At 63.7% G+C, this 14,492-nt stretch carries 12 protein-coding genes and 2 pseudogenes; 10 read left to right on the forward strand and 4 right to left on the reverse strand.

What is annotated here, in order from left to right:
• Positions 1-195: pseudogene (locus AC0L2Z_RS26055) on the reverse strand (Crp/Fnr family transcriptional regulator); the annotation flags it as partial.
• Positions 196-390: 195 nt separating this feature from the next.
• Entirely contained in the window at positions 391-513 is a 123-nt protein-coding gene (locus tag AC0L2Z_RS26060; RefSeq protein WP_288141874.1) for a hypothetical protein, read from the reverse strand.
• 69 nt (positions 514-582) lie between these two features.
• Here AC0L2Z_RS26060 and AC0L2Z_RS26065 point away from each other — a divergent pair, with 69 nt between their 5' ends.
• Genes AC0L2Z_RS26065 through AC0L2Z_RS26075 form a run of 3 tightly spaced genes read left to right on the forward strand, consistent with a single transcriptional unit; the run spans position 583 to position 4,671 of the window.
• Positions 583-1,239, forward strand: coding sequence for an ABC transporter ATP-binding protein (locus AC0L2Z_RS26065; RefSeq protein ID WP_473629677.1), 657 nt, complete (start codon positions 583-585; stop codon positions 1,237-1,239).
• The gene (locus AC0L2Z_RS26070) at positions 1,236-3,635 is read left to right on the forward strand and encodes an FtsX-like permease family protein (RefSeq protein ID WP_473629678.1); all 2,400 of its coding nucleotides are present in this window, start codon (positions 1,236-1,238) and stop codon (positions 3,633-3,635) included. The genes AC0L2Z_RS26065 and AC0L2Z_RS26070 overlap by 4 nt, the downstream gene beginning before the upstream one ends.
• A complete protein-coding gene (locus tag AC0L2Z_RS26075; RefSeq protein ID WP_473629679.1) occupies positions 3,625-4,671 on the forward strand; it encodes a lipocalin-like domain-containing protein in 1,047 nt (348 codons plus the stop codon). Before AC0L2Z_RS26070 ends, AC0L2Z_RS26075 begins: the two co-directional genes overlap by 11 nt.
• A 395-nt stretch (positions 4,672-5,066) precedes the next feature.
• On the opposite strand, the pseudogene AC0L2Z_RS26080 reads toward AC0L2Z_RS26075, so the two are convergent.
• Positions 5,067-5,273: pseudogene (locus AC0L2Z_RS26080) on the reverse strand (peptide-methionine (S)-S-oxide reductase); the annotation flags it as partial.
• Between the two features lie 230 nt (positions 5,274-5,503).
• Between AC0L2Z_RS26080 and AC0L2Z_RS26085 the strand changes: the two are divergent.
• Both AC0L2Z_RS26085 and AC0L2Z_RS26090 read left to right on the forward strand, forming a co-directional pair.
• The gene (locus tag AC0L2Z_RS26085; protein WP_473629680.1) at positions 5,504-7,123 is read left to right on the forward strand and encodes a hypothetical protein; all 1,620 of its coding nucleotides are present in this window, start codon (positions 5,504-5,506) and stop codon (positions 7,121-7,123) included.
• Positions 7,124-7,561: 438 nt separating this feature from the next.
• On the forward strand, positions 7,562-8,488 hold the full coding sequence (locus AC0L2Z_RS26090) for a hypothetical protein (RefSeq protein WP_473629681.1): 927 nt from the start codon (positions 7,562-7,564) through the stop codon (positions 8,486-8,488).
• A 361-nt stretch (positions 8,489-8,849) separates the two neighbouring features.
• Here the strand turns inward: AC0L2Z_RS26090 and AC0L2Z_RS26095 are convergent, their stop codons facing one another.
• On the reverse strand, positions 8,850-9,710 hold the full coding sequence (locus tag AC0L2Z_RS26095) for a helix-turn-helix transcriptional regulator (RefSeq protein ID WP_287064528.1): 861 nt from the start codon (positions 9,708-9,710) through the stop codon (positions 8,850-8,852).
• 361 nt (positions 9,711-10,071) lie between these two features.
• Here AC0L2Z_RS26095 and AC0L2Z_RS26100 point away from each other — a divergent pair, with 361 nt between their 5' ends.
• The 5 genes from AC0L2Z_RS26100 to AC0L2Z_RS26120 are packed head-to-tail and all read left to right on the forward strand — an operon-like array spanning position 10,072 to position 14,491.
• Positions 10,072-11,460, forward strand: a complete 1,389-nt coding sequence (locus tag AC0L2Z_RS26100; RefSeq protein WP_473629682.1) for an ABC transporter substrate-binding protein — start codon at positions 10,072-10,074, stop codon at positions 11,458-11,460.
• A 54-nt stretch (positions 11,461-11,514) separates the two neighbouring features.
• Positions 11,515-12,444 (forward strand): carbohydrate ABC transporter permease, encoded by a 930-nt coding sequence (locus tag AC0L2Z_RS26105; RefSeq protein ID WP_473629683.1) that lies wholly within the window; start codon positions 11,515-11,517, stop codon positions 12,442-12,444.
• Positions 12,441-13,259, forward strand: a complete 819-nt coding sequence (locus AC0L2Z_RS26110; RefSeq protein WP_023798513.1) for a carbohydrate ABC transporter permease — start codon at positions 12,441-12,443, stop codon at positions 13,257-13,259. The genes AC0L2Z_RS26105 and AC0L2Z_RS26110 overlap by 4 nt, the downstream gene beginning before the upstream one ends.
• A gap of 18 nt (positions 13,260-13,277) precedes the next feature.
• Positions 13,278-14,333: an ABC transporter ATP-binding protein gene (locus AC0L2Z_RS26115; RefSeq protein ID WP_128168211.1), complete on the forward strand. Its 1,056-nt coding sequence runs from the start codon at positions 13,278-13,280 to the stop codon at positions 14,331-14,333.
• A complete protein-coding gene (locus AC0L2Z_RS26120; protein WP_023798512.1) occupies positions 14,330-14,491 on the forward strand; it encodes a hypothetical protein in 162 nt (53 codons plus the stop codon). The genes AC0L2Z_RS26115 and AC0L2Z_RS26120 overlap by 4 nt, the downstream gene beginning before the upstream one ends.
• Position 14,492 lies beyond the last annotated feature (1 nt).

Raw genomic sequence — 14,492 nt, forward strand, 5'->3', positions numbered from 1 at the left:
TCGCCCTCCGGTCATGGTGGCGACCACCGAAGCGATACCCGCCTCTGGAAAATACACTTGCTCAATCGGCTGATATGCAATCTCCAACTGGGCTTTGATACCAAGTTCGACACGATGCATTGACGGCCGTAACAGCGCGAAATCTTCTGGGGAGAGGGCTTTCAACACGCGGTTGCGCAGGAGGACTTGGGACATAGCTCTCTCCCAGACGGGCAAGAGCAGGTACCCTCTCACTGTCGGCTGCATCCGAAGCATTGACGGCCGATGTCAGATCATAGGCTCAATTACGCGAATGGCAAATCCGGCGCTCGCCGTTCGCAGAGCTATGATCGGTTCTAACCCGGGCAGGGCCACGAACTTGGGGCATAGACTGACCCCGCCCGGGGAAGTTTAGATGCCCAAGTCCAGCTGCATCTTTGCAGCGGCCCGAGCATGGTTGATCAGCGCCAGCCAGTTGCCCTCGACGGCTGCTCGCCTGAAAGCTGGTAGCTCGGCCTCGTCGATCTGTTCCATCCAGCGCTTCCTCTGGGAATTATCAACTGCAGCGCTTTTCCTTTTCGCCACAGACTGTAGCTGTGGTGCATGCTGCTTTCGATCGAAGACCTGCTGAAATCCTATTCCGGCCCGGAAGGCCCGGTGCCGGTCCTGCGGGGCGTGACACTCTCGCTCGACGCCGGCGAGACGCTGGCGCTGACCGGCGAATCCGGTTCGGGCAAGAGCACGCTGCTCCACCTCGTGGCAGGACTGGACGCTGCCGACGGCGGGCGCGTAGGGCTTGATGGGCAGGAGGTCACCGCGCTCGACGACAGTGGTCGCGCCCGGCTCAGGCGAAGCACGGTGGGCATTATCTTCCAGCAGTTCAATCTCATCCCCTCCCTGGACGTCGCCGCCAACATCGCCTTTCAGGCACGTCTGATCGGCACGCCGGAACCGCAGGAGCTTTCACGACTCGCCCACGCACTGGGCCTGGAGCCGCATCTGCGGAAATACCCCGAGCAGTTGTCCGGCGGCCAGCAGCAGCGCGTGGCGATCGCCCGCGCGCTCGCGGCGCGGCCGAAGCTGATCCTCGCGGATGAGCCGACCGGCAACCTCGACGAGGCGACAGCGGACGGGGTGATGGAGCAATTCCTCGCGCTCGTGGCGGAGACCGGCGCAGCGCTCCTGATGGTAACCCACTCCCCGCGTCTTGCGGCACGTCTCGGGCGCCGGGCGCATCTCAGCCAGGGCCGCCTTGCATGACCGGCGCTGTCCTCGAGGCACTGGCTTCGCACTGGCGACGCAACCGGCTTCAATTGCTGACGCTGGTGCTCGGCCTCGCGCTGGCGACGGCCCTCTGGTCAGGCGTGCAGGCGATCAACGCCGAGGCACGCGCGAGCTATGATGCAGCTGCCGCTACGCTGGCCGAAGGCCGGTTCCACCAGCTGATGCCGCGCGAGGGGGATTCCATGCCCCAGGCGCTTTTCGTCGCGTTGCGCCGTGCCGGCTGGCTGGTCAGTCCGGTGGTGGAGGGAAGGCTGCGCGTCGGCGGCACCGCCGTGAGGCTGGTCGGCGTCGATCCGCTGACCGCGCCGCCGAGTTCCGCTGCAAGCGAAGCACTGGCCCGCACCGACCTCAACCGCTTCTTGCGCGCGGAAACGCTGGTCGCCGGCCCGGAAATGGCCGCGCTCCTTGAGGCGAACATGCCCAACCCGGTTCTGGTCGATCAGGCGGTCGCGCCGGGCAGCGTGCTCGCCGATATCGGCGTCGTCCAGAAGTTGCTTGGCCGCGCCGGGCGCATCAGCCGCCTGATCGTCCTGCCGGAGCAGCCCTTACGGCAACAGCCGCTGGCGGATATCGCACCGGACCTCTTACTCCAGCGTGCGGACGGTGCGACCGATGTCGGCCGGCTCACCGACAGCTTCCATCTCAACCTCACGGCGTTTGGCTTCCTCAGCTTCGCGGTAGGCATCTTCATCGTCCACGGTGCGATCGGCCTTGCTTTCGAGCAGCGGCGTGGCGTGATCCGCACCCTGCGCGCCCTCGGCGTGCCGCTCCGCCGCCTGGTCGTCCTGATGATCGCCGAGCTTGTCGTGCTGGCGACGCTTGCCGGCGCGCTCGGCATCACGCTCGGCTATCTCATCGCAGCGCTCCTGCTGCCGGACGTGGCCGCGACGATACGGGGCCTCTATGGCGCCGACGTTGCAGGCACGCTGCAGATCCGCCGGGCATGGTGGCTTTCGGGAATCGGCATGGCGCTCGGCGGCGCATTGCTCGCCGCCGCGAGCGCGTTGTGGCGGCTGGCGCGGATGCCAGTCGTTGCGAGCGCCGGCGGCCGCGCCTGGGCGCTGGGCTCGGGACGGACGCGAACGCTCCAGGCTGCAGCCGCGGTCGTGCTGCTCGCGGCGGCGGGCGTGCTGGCCGTCACTGGGGGCGGGCTGGCCGCCGGCTTCGCGCTGCTTGCCTGTCTACTGCTCGGCGCAGCACTTGCACTGCCGCCTTGCCTGGCGGCAATCCTTCGTCTTGGCGAAGCACAAGCCGTTCGCGCCATGGCGCAATGGTTCTGGGCCGATACGCGTCAGCAACTGCCCGGCCTCGGGCTTGCACTGATGGCCCTGCTGCTAGCCATGGCTGCGAATGTCGGCGTTTCCACCATGGTCTCGAGCTTCCGCCTGACCTTTGTCGGCTTCCTCGACCAGCGCCTGTCAGCCGAACTGTACGTCGATGCGGACGCGGTCGCGGACCGGGCGGCTATGGAACGTTTTCTCGAAGCGCACGCTGACGCCGTGCTGCCGATCATGTCGGTCGAAGCGACGCTCGCCGGCTTGCCGGCGGAGATTTTCGGGGTGCGTGTCGGCTACACCTACCGCGAAAACTGGCGCTTCCTCGACGCAATCCCCGCCGTCTGGGACGAGATCGAAGCGGGCAGGGCGGTCGTAATCAACGAGCAGCTCTCGCGCCGCGCCGCGCTGCACGTCGGCCACACGCTGGCGCTCGGCCCCGGGCTGTCGCTGCCGGTCGCGGGCGTCGTCGGCGATTACGGAAATCCCATCGGCCAGGCCATCGTCGGCGAGGCGCTGTTTCGCCAGACGTTCCCAGCCATCGAGCCGAGCCGCTATGGCGTTCGCACCGGCAATCCTCAGGGCCTGCGCCGGGCGCTCACGGAGGCGTTCGACGTTCCACCCGCGCGCATCATCGACCAGGCGGCGATCAAGGCGTTCTCGCTGTCGGTGTTCGAGCGCACCTTCTCCGTGACTGATGCGCTGAACGTGCTGACGCTGGCGGTTGCCGCGTTTGCAATCCTGATGAGCCTGCTCACGCTGGCGGCGATGCGACTGCCGCAGATGGCGCCCGTATGGGCGATGGGGACCACCCAGCGCCGGCTTGCCGGGCTAGAAATCCTGCGTACCGTCCTGCTTGCCGCGATCACGGCCGTGTTGGCCTTGCCGCTGGGCCTGGCGCTCGCCTGGGTCTTGCTTGCCATTGTCAATGTCGAGGCGTTCGGCTGGCGCCTGCCGATGTACCTGTTTCCAGTCGAATACATCCGCCTGATGCTCTTCGCGCTCGCCGCCGCGCTGCTCGCCGCGCTCTGGCCAGCGTGGCGGCTGTCGCGCATGGAGCCGACCGGGCTGCTGAGGATATTCGCCAATGAACGCTAGGGCGCTCATTTTCCTGCTGCTGGGTGTCGGCAATGCCTTCGCCCAGGGCTTTGCCGGGCTCGGCACAGACGCCGAAGGCTTCGCCGTTCCGGAACCGGGCAAGCGGTTCGAGTTCCCGCAGGATCATGGAGCCCATCCGGACTACCGGATCGAGTGGTGGTATCTGACCGCGAACCTCACCGGGCCCGACGGCGCGGACTACGGCCTGCAATGGACGCTGTTCCGCTCGGCGCTCGCGCCGGGCGAGGCCGAGGGATGGGAGAGCCCGCAGGTGTGGTTCGGCCATGCCGCTGTGACCAGCGCCGCGACCCACCTCTCAACGGAGCGTTTCGCGCGCGGCGGCATCGGCCAGGCGGGTGTGATTGCCAAGCCCTTCGCGGCCTGGATCGACGCCTGGCAGATGGAGGGCGACAGCCTGGACCGACTTCAGCTCAGCGCGACCGGCAATGACTTCGCCTACGACATCGCGATGCATGCCGAAGGCCCGCTCGTCTTCCACGGCGCCGGCGGCTACTCGGTCAAGTCGGCGAAAGGGCAGGCGAGCTACTACTATTCCCAGCCCTTTTTCTCAGTTGAGGGAAAGATTAGTCTGCCGGAAGGTGAGATCCCGGTGCGCGGCACCGCGTGGCTCGATCGCGAATGGTCGTCGCAGCCGCTGGCGGACGACCAAAACGGTTGGGATTGGTTCTCGCTTTCCTTTGACACAGGCGAGAAGCTGATGGGTTTCCGCCTGCGCGATGCCGCTGGCAGCGGCTTCACCTCCGCCACCTGGATCGCGGCGGACGGTGCCGTGACGCCCTACGGCGACGGCAAGCTCGTTGCGACCCCGCTGGAGACGAGCTGGGTGGAGGGGCGCGAAATTCCTACGCGCTGGCGTCTCGTCTTGCCCGACCGTACGCTCGACGTCACCGTCGGCGCGATCAACTCTCAGGCTTGGATGGGTCTCAGCATCCCCTATTGGGAAGGTCCGGTGCGGGTGGCCGGCACACACCCTGGCAAGGGCTATCTCGAGATGACGGGCTACCAGCGACGATGACCGTGGACCCCGGCTGTGCCTGCGCGTCAGATCGTCATGGACAACTCCCGGGATACCAAGTCGCGGCACCGATAGTTAGCGATGCGGTATATCGGATCACCCAGCATTGGCTATTGTTGTCGCTTGGCAGTTAATTGTAAGAATGCGGCGATTTGGTTGAGCCTTGGCATTTAATTGTGGGATCCAGGTGATCTGATTCTCAAATTAACTGCATTTGAGACGAGACTCTCGACCTGCGGGCTTGGGCTGTCATGTTCTCGGCAGCGTCAGTGAATTATTCGCGACCGCTTTGGACGTGACGCTATGGGCTACGCCGCCACAGCACTGGACGGTCCGTGCTCGGTCCCCGACGGATTCCGCGAACTGGCCGAGAAGGAGTTGTAAAGTGCAGCGGCCTACCCCGCGCGGCGAATTTCCTCTCGCTTCGGAAGCTTCCAGTTTGGTCTTGGGAAATGACAGGTGTAGCCATTGGGATAGCGCTCGAGGTAGTCCTGATGCTCCGGCTAGGCCTCCCAGAAATCGCTGACCGGCACCACCTCGGTCACGACCTTACCGGGCCAGAGCCCGGATGCTTCGACATCGACGATGGTGTCTTCCGCAACGTGCAGCCTAGCCCCAATCCAAGCCGGATGGAATTCGCCCACGCTCGTATGCGCCTGCAAACGGGTATCGCGTGCCTCAGGACTCTGACGAACTGACACACTCCGCTGGCCTGCCTCGTCGCTCCTCGACGCGATACGGGGGAGGCATTCAGCATCGTGCTCTGCTGGCTACTCTCACCGTCGTTGTCAACAAACCCCAGCGGCGCTAAGCTCCACGCTAGGATCAGGCAATGGAAGTACCGATGTCGGAGCAGATGCACGCCAGGTTTCTCCATCGGCTTGTCGCCCTGTTTTTCATCCTTCTTCTCGGCGCGCATCCCGCCAGCGCCCAGAACCGCCCCGCTCTGACCCCGCTGTTCGACACTCCTGGTCTTGCCGCCGAGGCGTTGAAAGCCATCGCCGAGCGCATCGGGCGCGAGCCGCGGGTCGCGCTGGTGGATATCCGGGGCTCTGAGATAACTGTGCATGTGCAGGGCGCGCGCCCCCATCATCTCGACAAGTGGACCTGGATACGCGGCCGCGGCTTGATCATGGGCATGACGACGCAGATCCGCGGCCCGGAGATCGCCCAGCCGCTCGTAGCGACGCTCGACCCGACAACCGTCCTTTTTCCACTCGAACGCCTGCCGCTCGACGACCTGCCCGCACTGATCGACCGGATCTCGCCCCGCGCCATGCTTGAAGAGCCAGCACTTCCGCAGTCCATTCGGATCGAGCGGCAACTCCTGCTCGTGGGCGGCACCCGCTTGGGCGAGGCGCGGATCATGGTCCACTGGAACACCGGGCGCGAAAGCTCCTACGTTTACCTCAACATGGACGGCAGCATCCACACGGCCGATGTCTCGGGCACCTTTCGCGCCCGCGGCCTCGACATAGCGCGGGACGACTGGCATCTGCCGATGGCGGCGCAGGATCTCGCGTTCCTTGGCTCCCTCCGCAGCATCGTTCGAGTCGAGATCGAGCCGCGAGACATCGACGTGAGCTACATGGACCCGCAGAGCCGCAGCCGGGCCACGGGCATGCGCTGGACGCTGAACGGCCTGAGCGTCAACGCGCCGCTTATGGAGATGCCCGCCACGATGCGGCCGCCGACCGAGGATGTGTTCGCCTTCACTGATATCGACTTCGCCATGCTGCCCGCGCTCAAGGCGGCGGTGCTGGAGAAGGTGAACGAGCCCGGCACGCAGGTGCTCAAGATCGTGGCAAACCGTCCGATCACCGGCATCGGCGCGCCGCGGCTTGTCTGGACGCTTACCGTCGGCGACCCGGCGAAGCAGGGAAACTGGATCACCCGGACCGAAGGCGAGGCATGGCAGGTCGTAGCAAGTCCTGCCGGCGAGATTCTGCGGGTAATCCTTCCCCCCGGCCGCCGCCCGGCAGTGGACTGGTGGACGCCCGCCAACCTGCGCAACGTGATCGACCGGCTCGTTTCCACCTTTCCGGTCCGCCATCCCTTCCGCGAGATCGTGCTCGATCCCCAAGGCGGTAGGGCCCATGCCGTCGACGGGGGCGACCTGACGCTGTCGCGGGAATTCAGCATCACCGCGCACGAAATCTCCGTGTCCTCCATTGGAGGCGGGCGCCATGGCGGGGTGGACGGGACTTGGTTCACCCTGGATGCGCTCGATGGCTACAGCGCGGAAGTGATTTTCGACCTCGTCTCTCGCACGTTTGAGGCGGTGGGCCTGCCCGATGGCTATATATTTAGGTTGACGTTTTCGCGCGGGAACCCGTGGATTCGGCCGCCGGAGGGGCAGGTGATGCTGGAGATACGGGTGGAGCACGGAATGCGCGGCGGCCGGCTCACCTGGCTCGCCGACGGGACGGAGTTGGACCGTGTGATGCCATGAGCTGCGGTCGGTGATCTCTCATCAGGCGATGACAAAAGTCACGCCTACCAAGCCGTGCATAGAGCGTTGTATCTTCAGGCTGAATCGTGCGGGGTTCTGTCATGTCAAAGTTGGGCCGAGCTTCATCGCGGTCGGGCGGGAGTGGAAGGGTAAGAAGGGTGCGTTGTCGATTTGGACGCTACTCCCATTAAGTAGGGAAGGTCATTGTCGCTTCTGACAGTAGAGGCGCTGGCTGATGTCGTGCGATCGCAGTGCGAACGTCTGCCTGAGAAGTGACTCCTTCCAACAACGGGCAGTGCTAAGAAATCGCATCAATCCGGAGTGTCCAACATGATACATAATTGGTTGCCGGGGACATGGCGTCGCCCCGTTGGAGAGCCGATGTACCCCGTTAGTATCCGTGCCGCTATCCTGGCGGTGGCCCTGTCGCTTGGCGCGATGCCAGCCGTCGGCGAGCAGCGCATTGCCGTACGTGAGGTGTTGCCCGCCAACCCGGCCTCCGAACTGGTTGCCAAACAGATTCAGCATCTGGTCGGCTCCGAACTCGTTATGCTGGTCGAGAAAGCGCAGGCCGAAGGAAGCTGCGAGGCCGTCATCGTCGATATCGGCAGCACGATAACCGAGGCTCGCGCCACCGAAAAGAAGCTCATGGATGAAGGTTATGCCCCAAAGAACCTCGTGATCGAGGAGCTGCGCGTCGGTACGTTCATCGACGGGGTGGTCGGCATCGGTGACGGCGACGTGACCTGGATCATGCAGGTCACCGATGGCGACGGGAAATTGATTGCCGACGACAAGGGATTTCTCGGCGAGGACAAGGTGGCGGAGGCGGCCGAGGCGATCGCCAGGAGTCTGTTCGACAAGCTCTGCAAGAAGAAGGCCTATCGAGCGAAGGGCGGATACAATGATCTGACCATCGATCACACAGTGTGCGACCTGACCAAACCATTCGAATTGCCAGGCACCGGGGCATCGGCGGGGATCCTCTTTTCGCTAGCTCCCCAAGGCGACGGCGGCAGTTTCACGGTTGGCGGCATGGCCGCCGGCGTGCCCTGGTCGGGTGCCGGCAACTACACGGTCTCGCTCGATAGTGGCGGAGGCGCGATGGCGCTCACCGGGGCGTGGAAGATCACCACGCCGGTTGGCGCGTTCGGCGATAGCGGCACGATCAAGCTGACGCTGACGAAGGCCGAGGGTTGCGCACTGAAGAGAAGAAGGCAGCGCCGGCTGCCAAGACACCGCCAGCACAAAAGAAAAGGAAGGGGTGAAGTACCCCCCGGCCAGTGGACGACCTCGCGACCTTCCCACCAGGGCCGCAATATGAAACGGCCGCAGCCACGAGGTCACCGGGCCCCTCTTGGCTAAGCTCCACTGCGAGGCGCTCGCACGGGCAGGCGTCGACCCCAAGGAGTTGGACGAGGTGATCATGGCCAGGTGCTGGCGGCGGGGAAGGGGCAGCGTCGATGGGCCAGATCCGTTTAGGGCCTATATGTCGTCGTCGGGCGACTCTAATGCGTGAACGGCAACTATGCTCCACCTCATTCCCGAAAGCCGCCCGCCAGCTGACGGCCCCGTCCGTCTGCCAGCAGCCGCAAGGCCGTCGTCCGAAAGGCGCCTCATTTCGGCAGCAGAGGCCGACATTCCCTTCATCCAAGAGGGGATGTTGGAGCATCCATCTTCCTGGCTCGTCGATCGGCCGCGAAATAGCGGCACCAGCCGCACCAGCCTACCCAGACGTGACCGGCCACGAGGTGGTCGCCGGCGCCTTGACGAAGATTGCAAATAGTTCGCGCTGCGAGGATATTCGCATCTTGGCATAGATATTCTTGCGGTGGATGCGGACGGTCCCGGCTGAGATGCCCAGCAGGTTGGCGATCGACTCGGAGGAGTGACCTTCAAGAACGAGGCCGACGACCTGCAGTTCTCGTGGGGTCAGCGGCGGCATGCCGCGTGCCTCCAATGCATCCTGCACGGTGCGCCGCATCACTGCCTTGTCGTCTTCGACCGGCGTCGCGGTCTTGAGCCTTTCGTCGGTGCGCCAGTGCATCTCAACGATGCGCCGGACCAAGGGCTCGACGATACGCAGCGTGCGCAGGTCGTGCGCGGTGAAATTCTGGCGGCTGGGCGCGCGCATCAGCGACGTCGCTACGATCCACCCGTCCTTGCCGGGGGAGAAAAAGGCGATCTCGTCGACCGGTCCGGTCTGCACATAATAGGACTTGTAGTATTCGCTCTTGTAGAATTGGTCGGGCGCAAGGTCGGACAGCCGGTAAACTCCCGACCGCGTGCCGTTCGCCGTCGCCTTATAGAACGGATCGAGTAGGTAAGGCCCGATCTCGTATTCCCGAACGTGGATGTCGAACTGCTTCGGGGCGAAGGTGTGGTGCACGCACAGCGGCTTGCCCGGGCCGCTATAGGCGAAACTCACCGTGTAGTCGAATGGTGCGAGACGATGGATGGTTTTGGCGAATGCGTCGGGGAACTGGTGCGATCCCACCTGCGCGAGAAGTTCGCCAAGGGCGTCAAACCATTCGGGATGCGACAGCAGGCGCCTGCCTGACGCTGCTGCAGAGGCTTCGTCCCTCACCGTCGCTCCTATCCCCAAATGCATATGCGTTTTGGATTACACTGTAAGGGAAATATCCCATGATCGGCATGCTCTTATAGGCTTTGTCTAGTTTGTGGAATATGCCTTCTTCGTACCAAGAGCTACGCAGGCAGGCGTCGATAGCATATACTGACACCCTGAGGCCTTGCGGACCTGAGGCCTCGCGGACAAGTCGGGCGATTCCGCGCGCAGTGGTGGAGGACTTGAATGGCGGATCGCCGCCAACACGCCATAGATCTCACGGGCGGCCCGGGCACGGCCCGATCCCCCGGCGGACCAGCATTCAAGCCCAGCCAAGTTGGACAGCACCGCAACGACAATTAACCAAAGGGGAATCTCGATGTTTGGAGACAGTTCACGCCTACGCATGCTGATAACGGCACCGGCGCTCGCGGCATTCGCGACGCTCGGCATTGCCGGACAGGCCGGTGCCTGGACGCTGGAGGAAGCGGCGGCGCCGTACAAGGGCACCACGATCCGCACTATTGGCGAGGCGCTGCCGCCGCTCGAGGCGATGAAGAAGCTGGCGCCCGAGTTCGAGAAGCGCACCGGCATCACGGTCGAGATCGAGATGTATGAGGCGTCCGAGACCGCCAGCAAGGTGATGCTCGACCTCAACTCAAAGCGCGGCCGCTACGACTTCATCCTCCAGCAGCACCGCAATGTCGGCAAGTTCGTCACCAACGGCCACGTCGAGCCGATCGAGCAGTTTATGGCCTCGGCGACGCTGCGCGACCCCGAGTTCAAGCCGGAGGAACAGCTGTACCAGGGTCTCTGGAAGGAAATCTCTTGGTACGGGGGCAAGGCCTATGGCTTCCCGTTCACCGCGCTCACAATGTACGCTTGGTATCGGTCCGATCTCCTGACCGACGCCAAGGAGATGGACGGCTTTAAGGCCAAGTACGGCTACGACCTCGGCCCGGCGCAGGACTGGAAGCAGTATCGCGACATCGCCGAATGGTTCAACCGCCCTGACCAGGGTCTCTACGGCACCGCACTGCAGGGCAAGCGCCACGAAGCGCTGTGGTACGAGTGGCTGAACTTCCTCTACTCCTTCGGCGGCGACATGCTGGAGGTGAAGTCGGGCTCCGAATGCGGCCCGGTCATCGTCAACAGCCCGCAGGCCATTGCCGCGACCGAATACTACAAGAGCCTGATGGCCTTCTCGCCACCGGACACGCTCAACTACTTCTGGGACGACGTCATGGCGTTGATGCAGCAGGGCAAGGTCGCCGAGCTCATCATGTGGAACGACGCGACCTACGCCGTCGCCGTCGATGAGAATGTGTCGACGGTCGTCGGCAAGATGGGTTTCGACATCGTGCCGCAGGGTGAAGGCGGCAAGGTCGCTCAGGTGGAGGGCTGGTCATACCTCATTCCAACGGCGTCCAAGAACAAGGAGGCCGCATACCTCTTCATCCAGTGGATGCTGGAGTACGAACAGCAGCTCAACCAGCATCTGAATGGCGGCGCTTCCGCAAGGCCAGATGTTTATGCATCCGCCGAGGTGCAGAAGCTGCCGTATGCCAAGGCATCGATGGCGTCCAATGAGGTGGCCAAGCCGAAGCCTACGATCCCGCAGGCGAGCGAGATGACCGACATCCTAGTGCGCGAATTGTCCTCCTATCTCGCCGGCGAGAAGGAAGCAAAGGCGGCGCTCGATGAGTCGGCCAAGGAGATCTCGGCGCTGCTCGGGGCCTGCGCACCGATGAAATATCCGGTGCAGTAAGGGCTGCTATCCTAATCCCGTGGGGACAACCCCCGGGAGAACGCCGGGCATATCATGACCAAAGGCACTCGACCTTCGCGCGGACAGTTCCTGCTCGACCGCGGCGCATCTATGCCCCTGATCCTGCCGGCGGCGCTGCTCGTCCTCGTCTTCCTCGTGGGGCCTTTTTATTACATGGTCTACACGGCGATGACCGACTTGAGTTTCGCCAATCCGGACCAGAAGGGCATATTCATAGGCTTCGACAATTTTCGCAGGCTGGTGCGTGAGGATGCAATCTTCTGGGGCTCCTTCTGGCGTACTATCCGCTTCGTCCTGGTCGCGGTGTCGATCGAGTTCCTGCTCGGCTTCGCGCTGGCATGGCTGATCTGGCGCTACATCGAGCGGCAGCGCCTGCTGACGACGCTGCTGCTGGTGCCGATGATGCTAGCTCCTGTCGCTGTCGGGCTGATCTGGCGCCTGCTGCTGCAGGGCGACTTCGGCATGGCGACGCACTATCTGCGGGCCGTTGGCCTGCTGTCGCAATCCAGCGCCGTCTTCTCGTCGCCCAGCCTCGTCATGCCCACCATCATCGCCATCGACGTCTGGCAGTGGACGCCTTTCGTGACGCTGATCATCCTGGCCGGGCTGATGAGCTTGCCGCGCTCGCCCTTCGAGGCAGCGACAATGGACGGTGCCGGGCCGTGGCGGCAGTTCACCGACATCCTGTTGCCGCTGATGCGCCCGATCATCGCGCTGGTGCTTCTGCTGCGCGGCATCGACGCCTTCAAAGAGTTCGACAAGGTCTTCATCATGACCGGCGGCGGCCCCGGTACCGTCTCGGAACTGCTCTCGATCTACGCCTACCGCGTCAACTTCAAGACCTGGAACCTCGGCTACGGCGCCGCGGTCTCGTTCATGGTCTACCTCGTCGTGCTGATCATGTGCTCGGTCTTTTACAAGGCCGTGTACTGGAAGTCGGCGGACCAAGGGGCTAGGCCATGAGCAAATCCTGGAAGATCCTCGCGATCGGAATCCTCGCCTGCGTCCTGGTGCTTGCGCTCACGCCGTACGTCTGGATCTTGCTGACGTCCTTCAAGGGCCGCCTCGATATCCTCTCGACGCAGCCGACCTGGTTTTTCATGCCGACCTTCGCCAATTATCCGGCGGTTTTCATCGATAAGGAATATCTCCCCCTCGTCTTCAATTCGCTGGTCATCTCGCTGGGATCGACTGCGCTGTCGATCCTGATTGGCGCGCCGGCCGCCTATGTGTTCGCGCGCACGGATTTCGCCGGCAAGGAAGACCTGTTTTTCTTCTTCCTGACGACGCGCATGGCGCCGCCGATCGCGATCGCGGTGCCGCTCTTCCTGTTCTTCACGACAATCGGCCTGACCGACACGATCTACGCCGTGGTGATTGCCCATACGAGCTTCAATCTGTCGCTGGTCGTCTGGATGATGCGCGGCTTCTTCGCCGAGATACCGAAGGAGATCGACGAAGCGGCGATGATGGACGGGCGCTCGAAGCTCGGAGCATTCGTGCGTGTCATCGTGCCGCTGGCCGCGCCCGGACTCGCGGCAACGGCGGTGCTCTGCTTCATCATGTCGTGGAACGAGTTCCTCTACGCCTTCATCCTCGTGGCGTTCGAGGGGCGGCCGCTGACGGTCGGCATTCCCGGCCTGATCACGCCACACGGCACCCTGTGGGGGCAGGTCGCCGCGGTGGCAGTGGTCGCCACCCTGCCGATCATTGTCTTCACATTTCTCGTCCAGAGGCACCTCGTGCGCGGCCTGACCTTCGGCGCGGTGAAGGGCTAAGGACCAGCGGAGCATCCAATGGCAGTCTCGTTCAAGGAAGTGACGAAGCGGTTTGCGGACGGCACCGTCGCGCTCGATCGGCTCGATCTCGACTTCGATCTCGGCGCATTCATCGTGCTGCTTGGGCCCTCGGGCTCTGGCAAAACAACTGCGTGCCGCCTGCTCGCCGGGCTGGAGCAGCCGTCGAGCGGCCGCATCGAGATCGAAGGTAGGGACGTGACCAACGTGCCGCCGCGCTTCCGCGGCATCGGCATGGTGTTCCAGAACTACGCACTCTACAGCCACAAGACCGTCTTCGAGAACATCGCCTATCCCCTGCGTATCCGCAAAGTGGCCGCCGCGGAAATCGAGCGTTCGGTGAAGGACATGGCCGAGCTTCTGCGCATCGCCCACTATCTGCAGCGCAAGCCGGCGCAGCTCTCCGGCGGCCAAGCGCAACGTGTCGCCGTAGCGCGCGCGCTGGTCTGGCAACCGGCGATCTGCCTCATGGACGAACCGCTTTCCAACTTGGACGCGCTGCTGCGCCTGCATATGCGCACCGAGCTCAACCGCCTGCATCGCAAGCTCGACAAAACCTTCGTCTTCGTCACGCACGACCAGGAGGAGGCGATGACACTGGCGACGCGCATCGCCGTGCTGAAGGAGGGCCGGCTAGTGCAGTTCGACGAGCCGAAGACGATCTACCGCCGGCCCGCCAACCGCTTCGTCGCCGAGTTCATGGGCCGCCCGGCGATGAACACGATCGACGGAGTGGTCAAAGGCGGCATATTCAAGGCTGGCGCGGTGGCTTGCTCGGTCGATCGCCCCGACGGGCCGGTCACGCTCGGCATCCGGCCGGAGCAGATCGAATTCATGGCGTCGAATGCACCGGCAGCCATGACGCTCACCGTGGACGTGAAAGAAGCGATCGAACCCGACACGCTGCTGATCTTCCAAAACGCGGGCGGGCAGGCAATCACGCTGCGGACGCAGACGAATTGCGATGCGATCGAGCCGGGACAGCCGGTGAGCGTCTCCTTCCCGAAGCAGGCGCTGCACTATTTCGACGCTGCCACGGGAAAGAGGGTCGAGTGACCGCCGCCAGCTTTGTCCCGCTCATCCTGGCAGCGATCGTCTGGCTCGGCTTCTGGCGCGTCAACCGCATGAAGCGCTGGTTCACGATCGGCGAGGTGATCTTTTGGGACGTGATCGTGCTAATCCTCATCCAGCTTGTGTGGCTGCGATGGTTCTGAG

It is taken from the genome of Mesorhizobium sp. WSM4850 (assembly GCF_055811735.1).

Excerpts from the sequence above, each read along its gene's own strand:
- AC0L2Z_RS26060 (WP_288141874.1), bottom strand. The coding sequence starts at position 513 with ATGGAACAGATCGACGAGGCCGAGCTACCAGCTTTCAGGCGAGCAGCC.
- AC0L2Z_RS26065 (WP_473629677.1), top strand. The coding sequence starts at position 583 with ATGCTGCTTTCGATCGAAGACCTGCTGAAATCCTATTCCGGCCCGGAA.
- AC0L2Z_RS26070 (WP_473629678.1), top strand. The coding sequence starts at position 1,236 with ATGACCGGCGCTGTCCTCGAGGCACTGGCTTCGCACTGGCGACGCAAC.
- AC0L2Z_RS26075 (WP_473629679.1), top strand. The coding sequence starts at position 3,625 with ATGAACGCTAGGGCGCTCATTTTCCTGCTGCTGGGTGTCGGCAATGCC.
- AC0L2Z_RS26085 (WP_473629680.1), top strand. The coding sequence starts at position 5,504 with ATGGAAGTACCGATGTCGGAGCAGATGCACGCCAGGTTTCTCCATCGG.
- AC0L2Z_RS26090 (WP_473629681.1), top strand. The coding sequence starts at position 7,562 with ATGCCAGCCGTCGGCGAGCAGCGCATTGCCGTACGTGAGGTGTTGCCC.
- AC0L2Z_RS26100 (WP_473629682.1), top strand. The coding sequence starts at position 10,072 with ATGTTTGGAGACAGTTCACGCCTACGCATGCTGATAACGGCACCGGCG.
- AC0L2Z_RS26105 (WP_473629683.1), top strand. The coding sequence starts at position 11,515 with ATGACCAAAGGCACTCGACCTTCGCGCGGACAGTTCCTGCTCGACCGC.
- AC0L2Z_RS26110 (WP_023798513.1), top strand. The coding sequence starts at position 12,441 with ATGAGCAAATCCTGGAAGATCCTCGCGATCGGAATCCTCGCCTGCGTC.
- AC0L2Z_RS26115 (WP_128168211.1), top strand. The coding sequence starts at position 13,278 with ATGGCAGTCTCGTTCAAGGAAGTGACGAAGCGGTTTGCGGACGGCACC.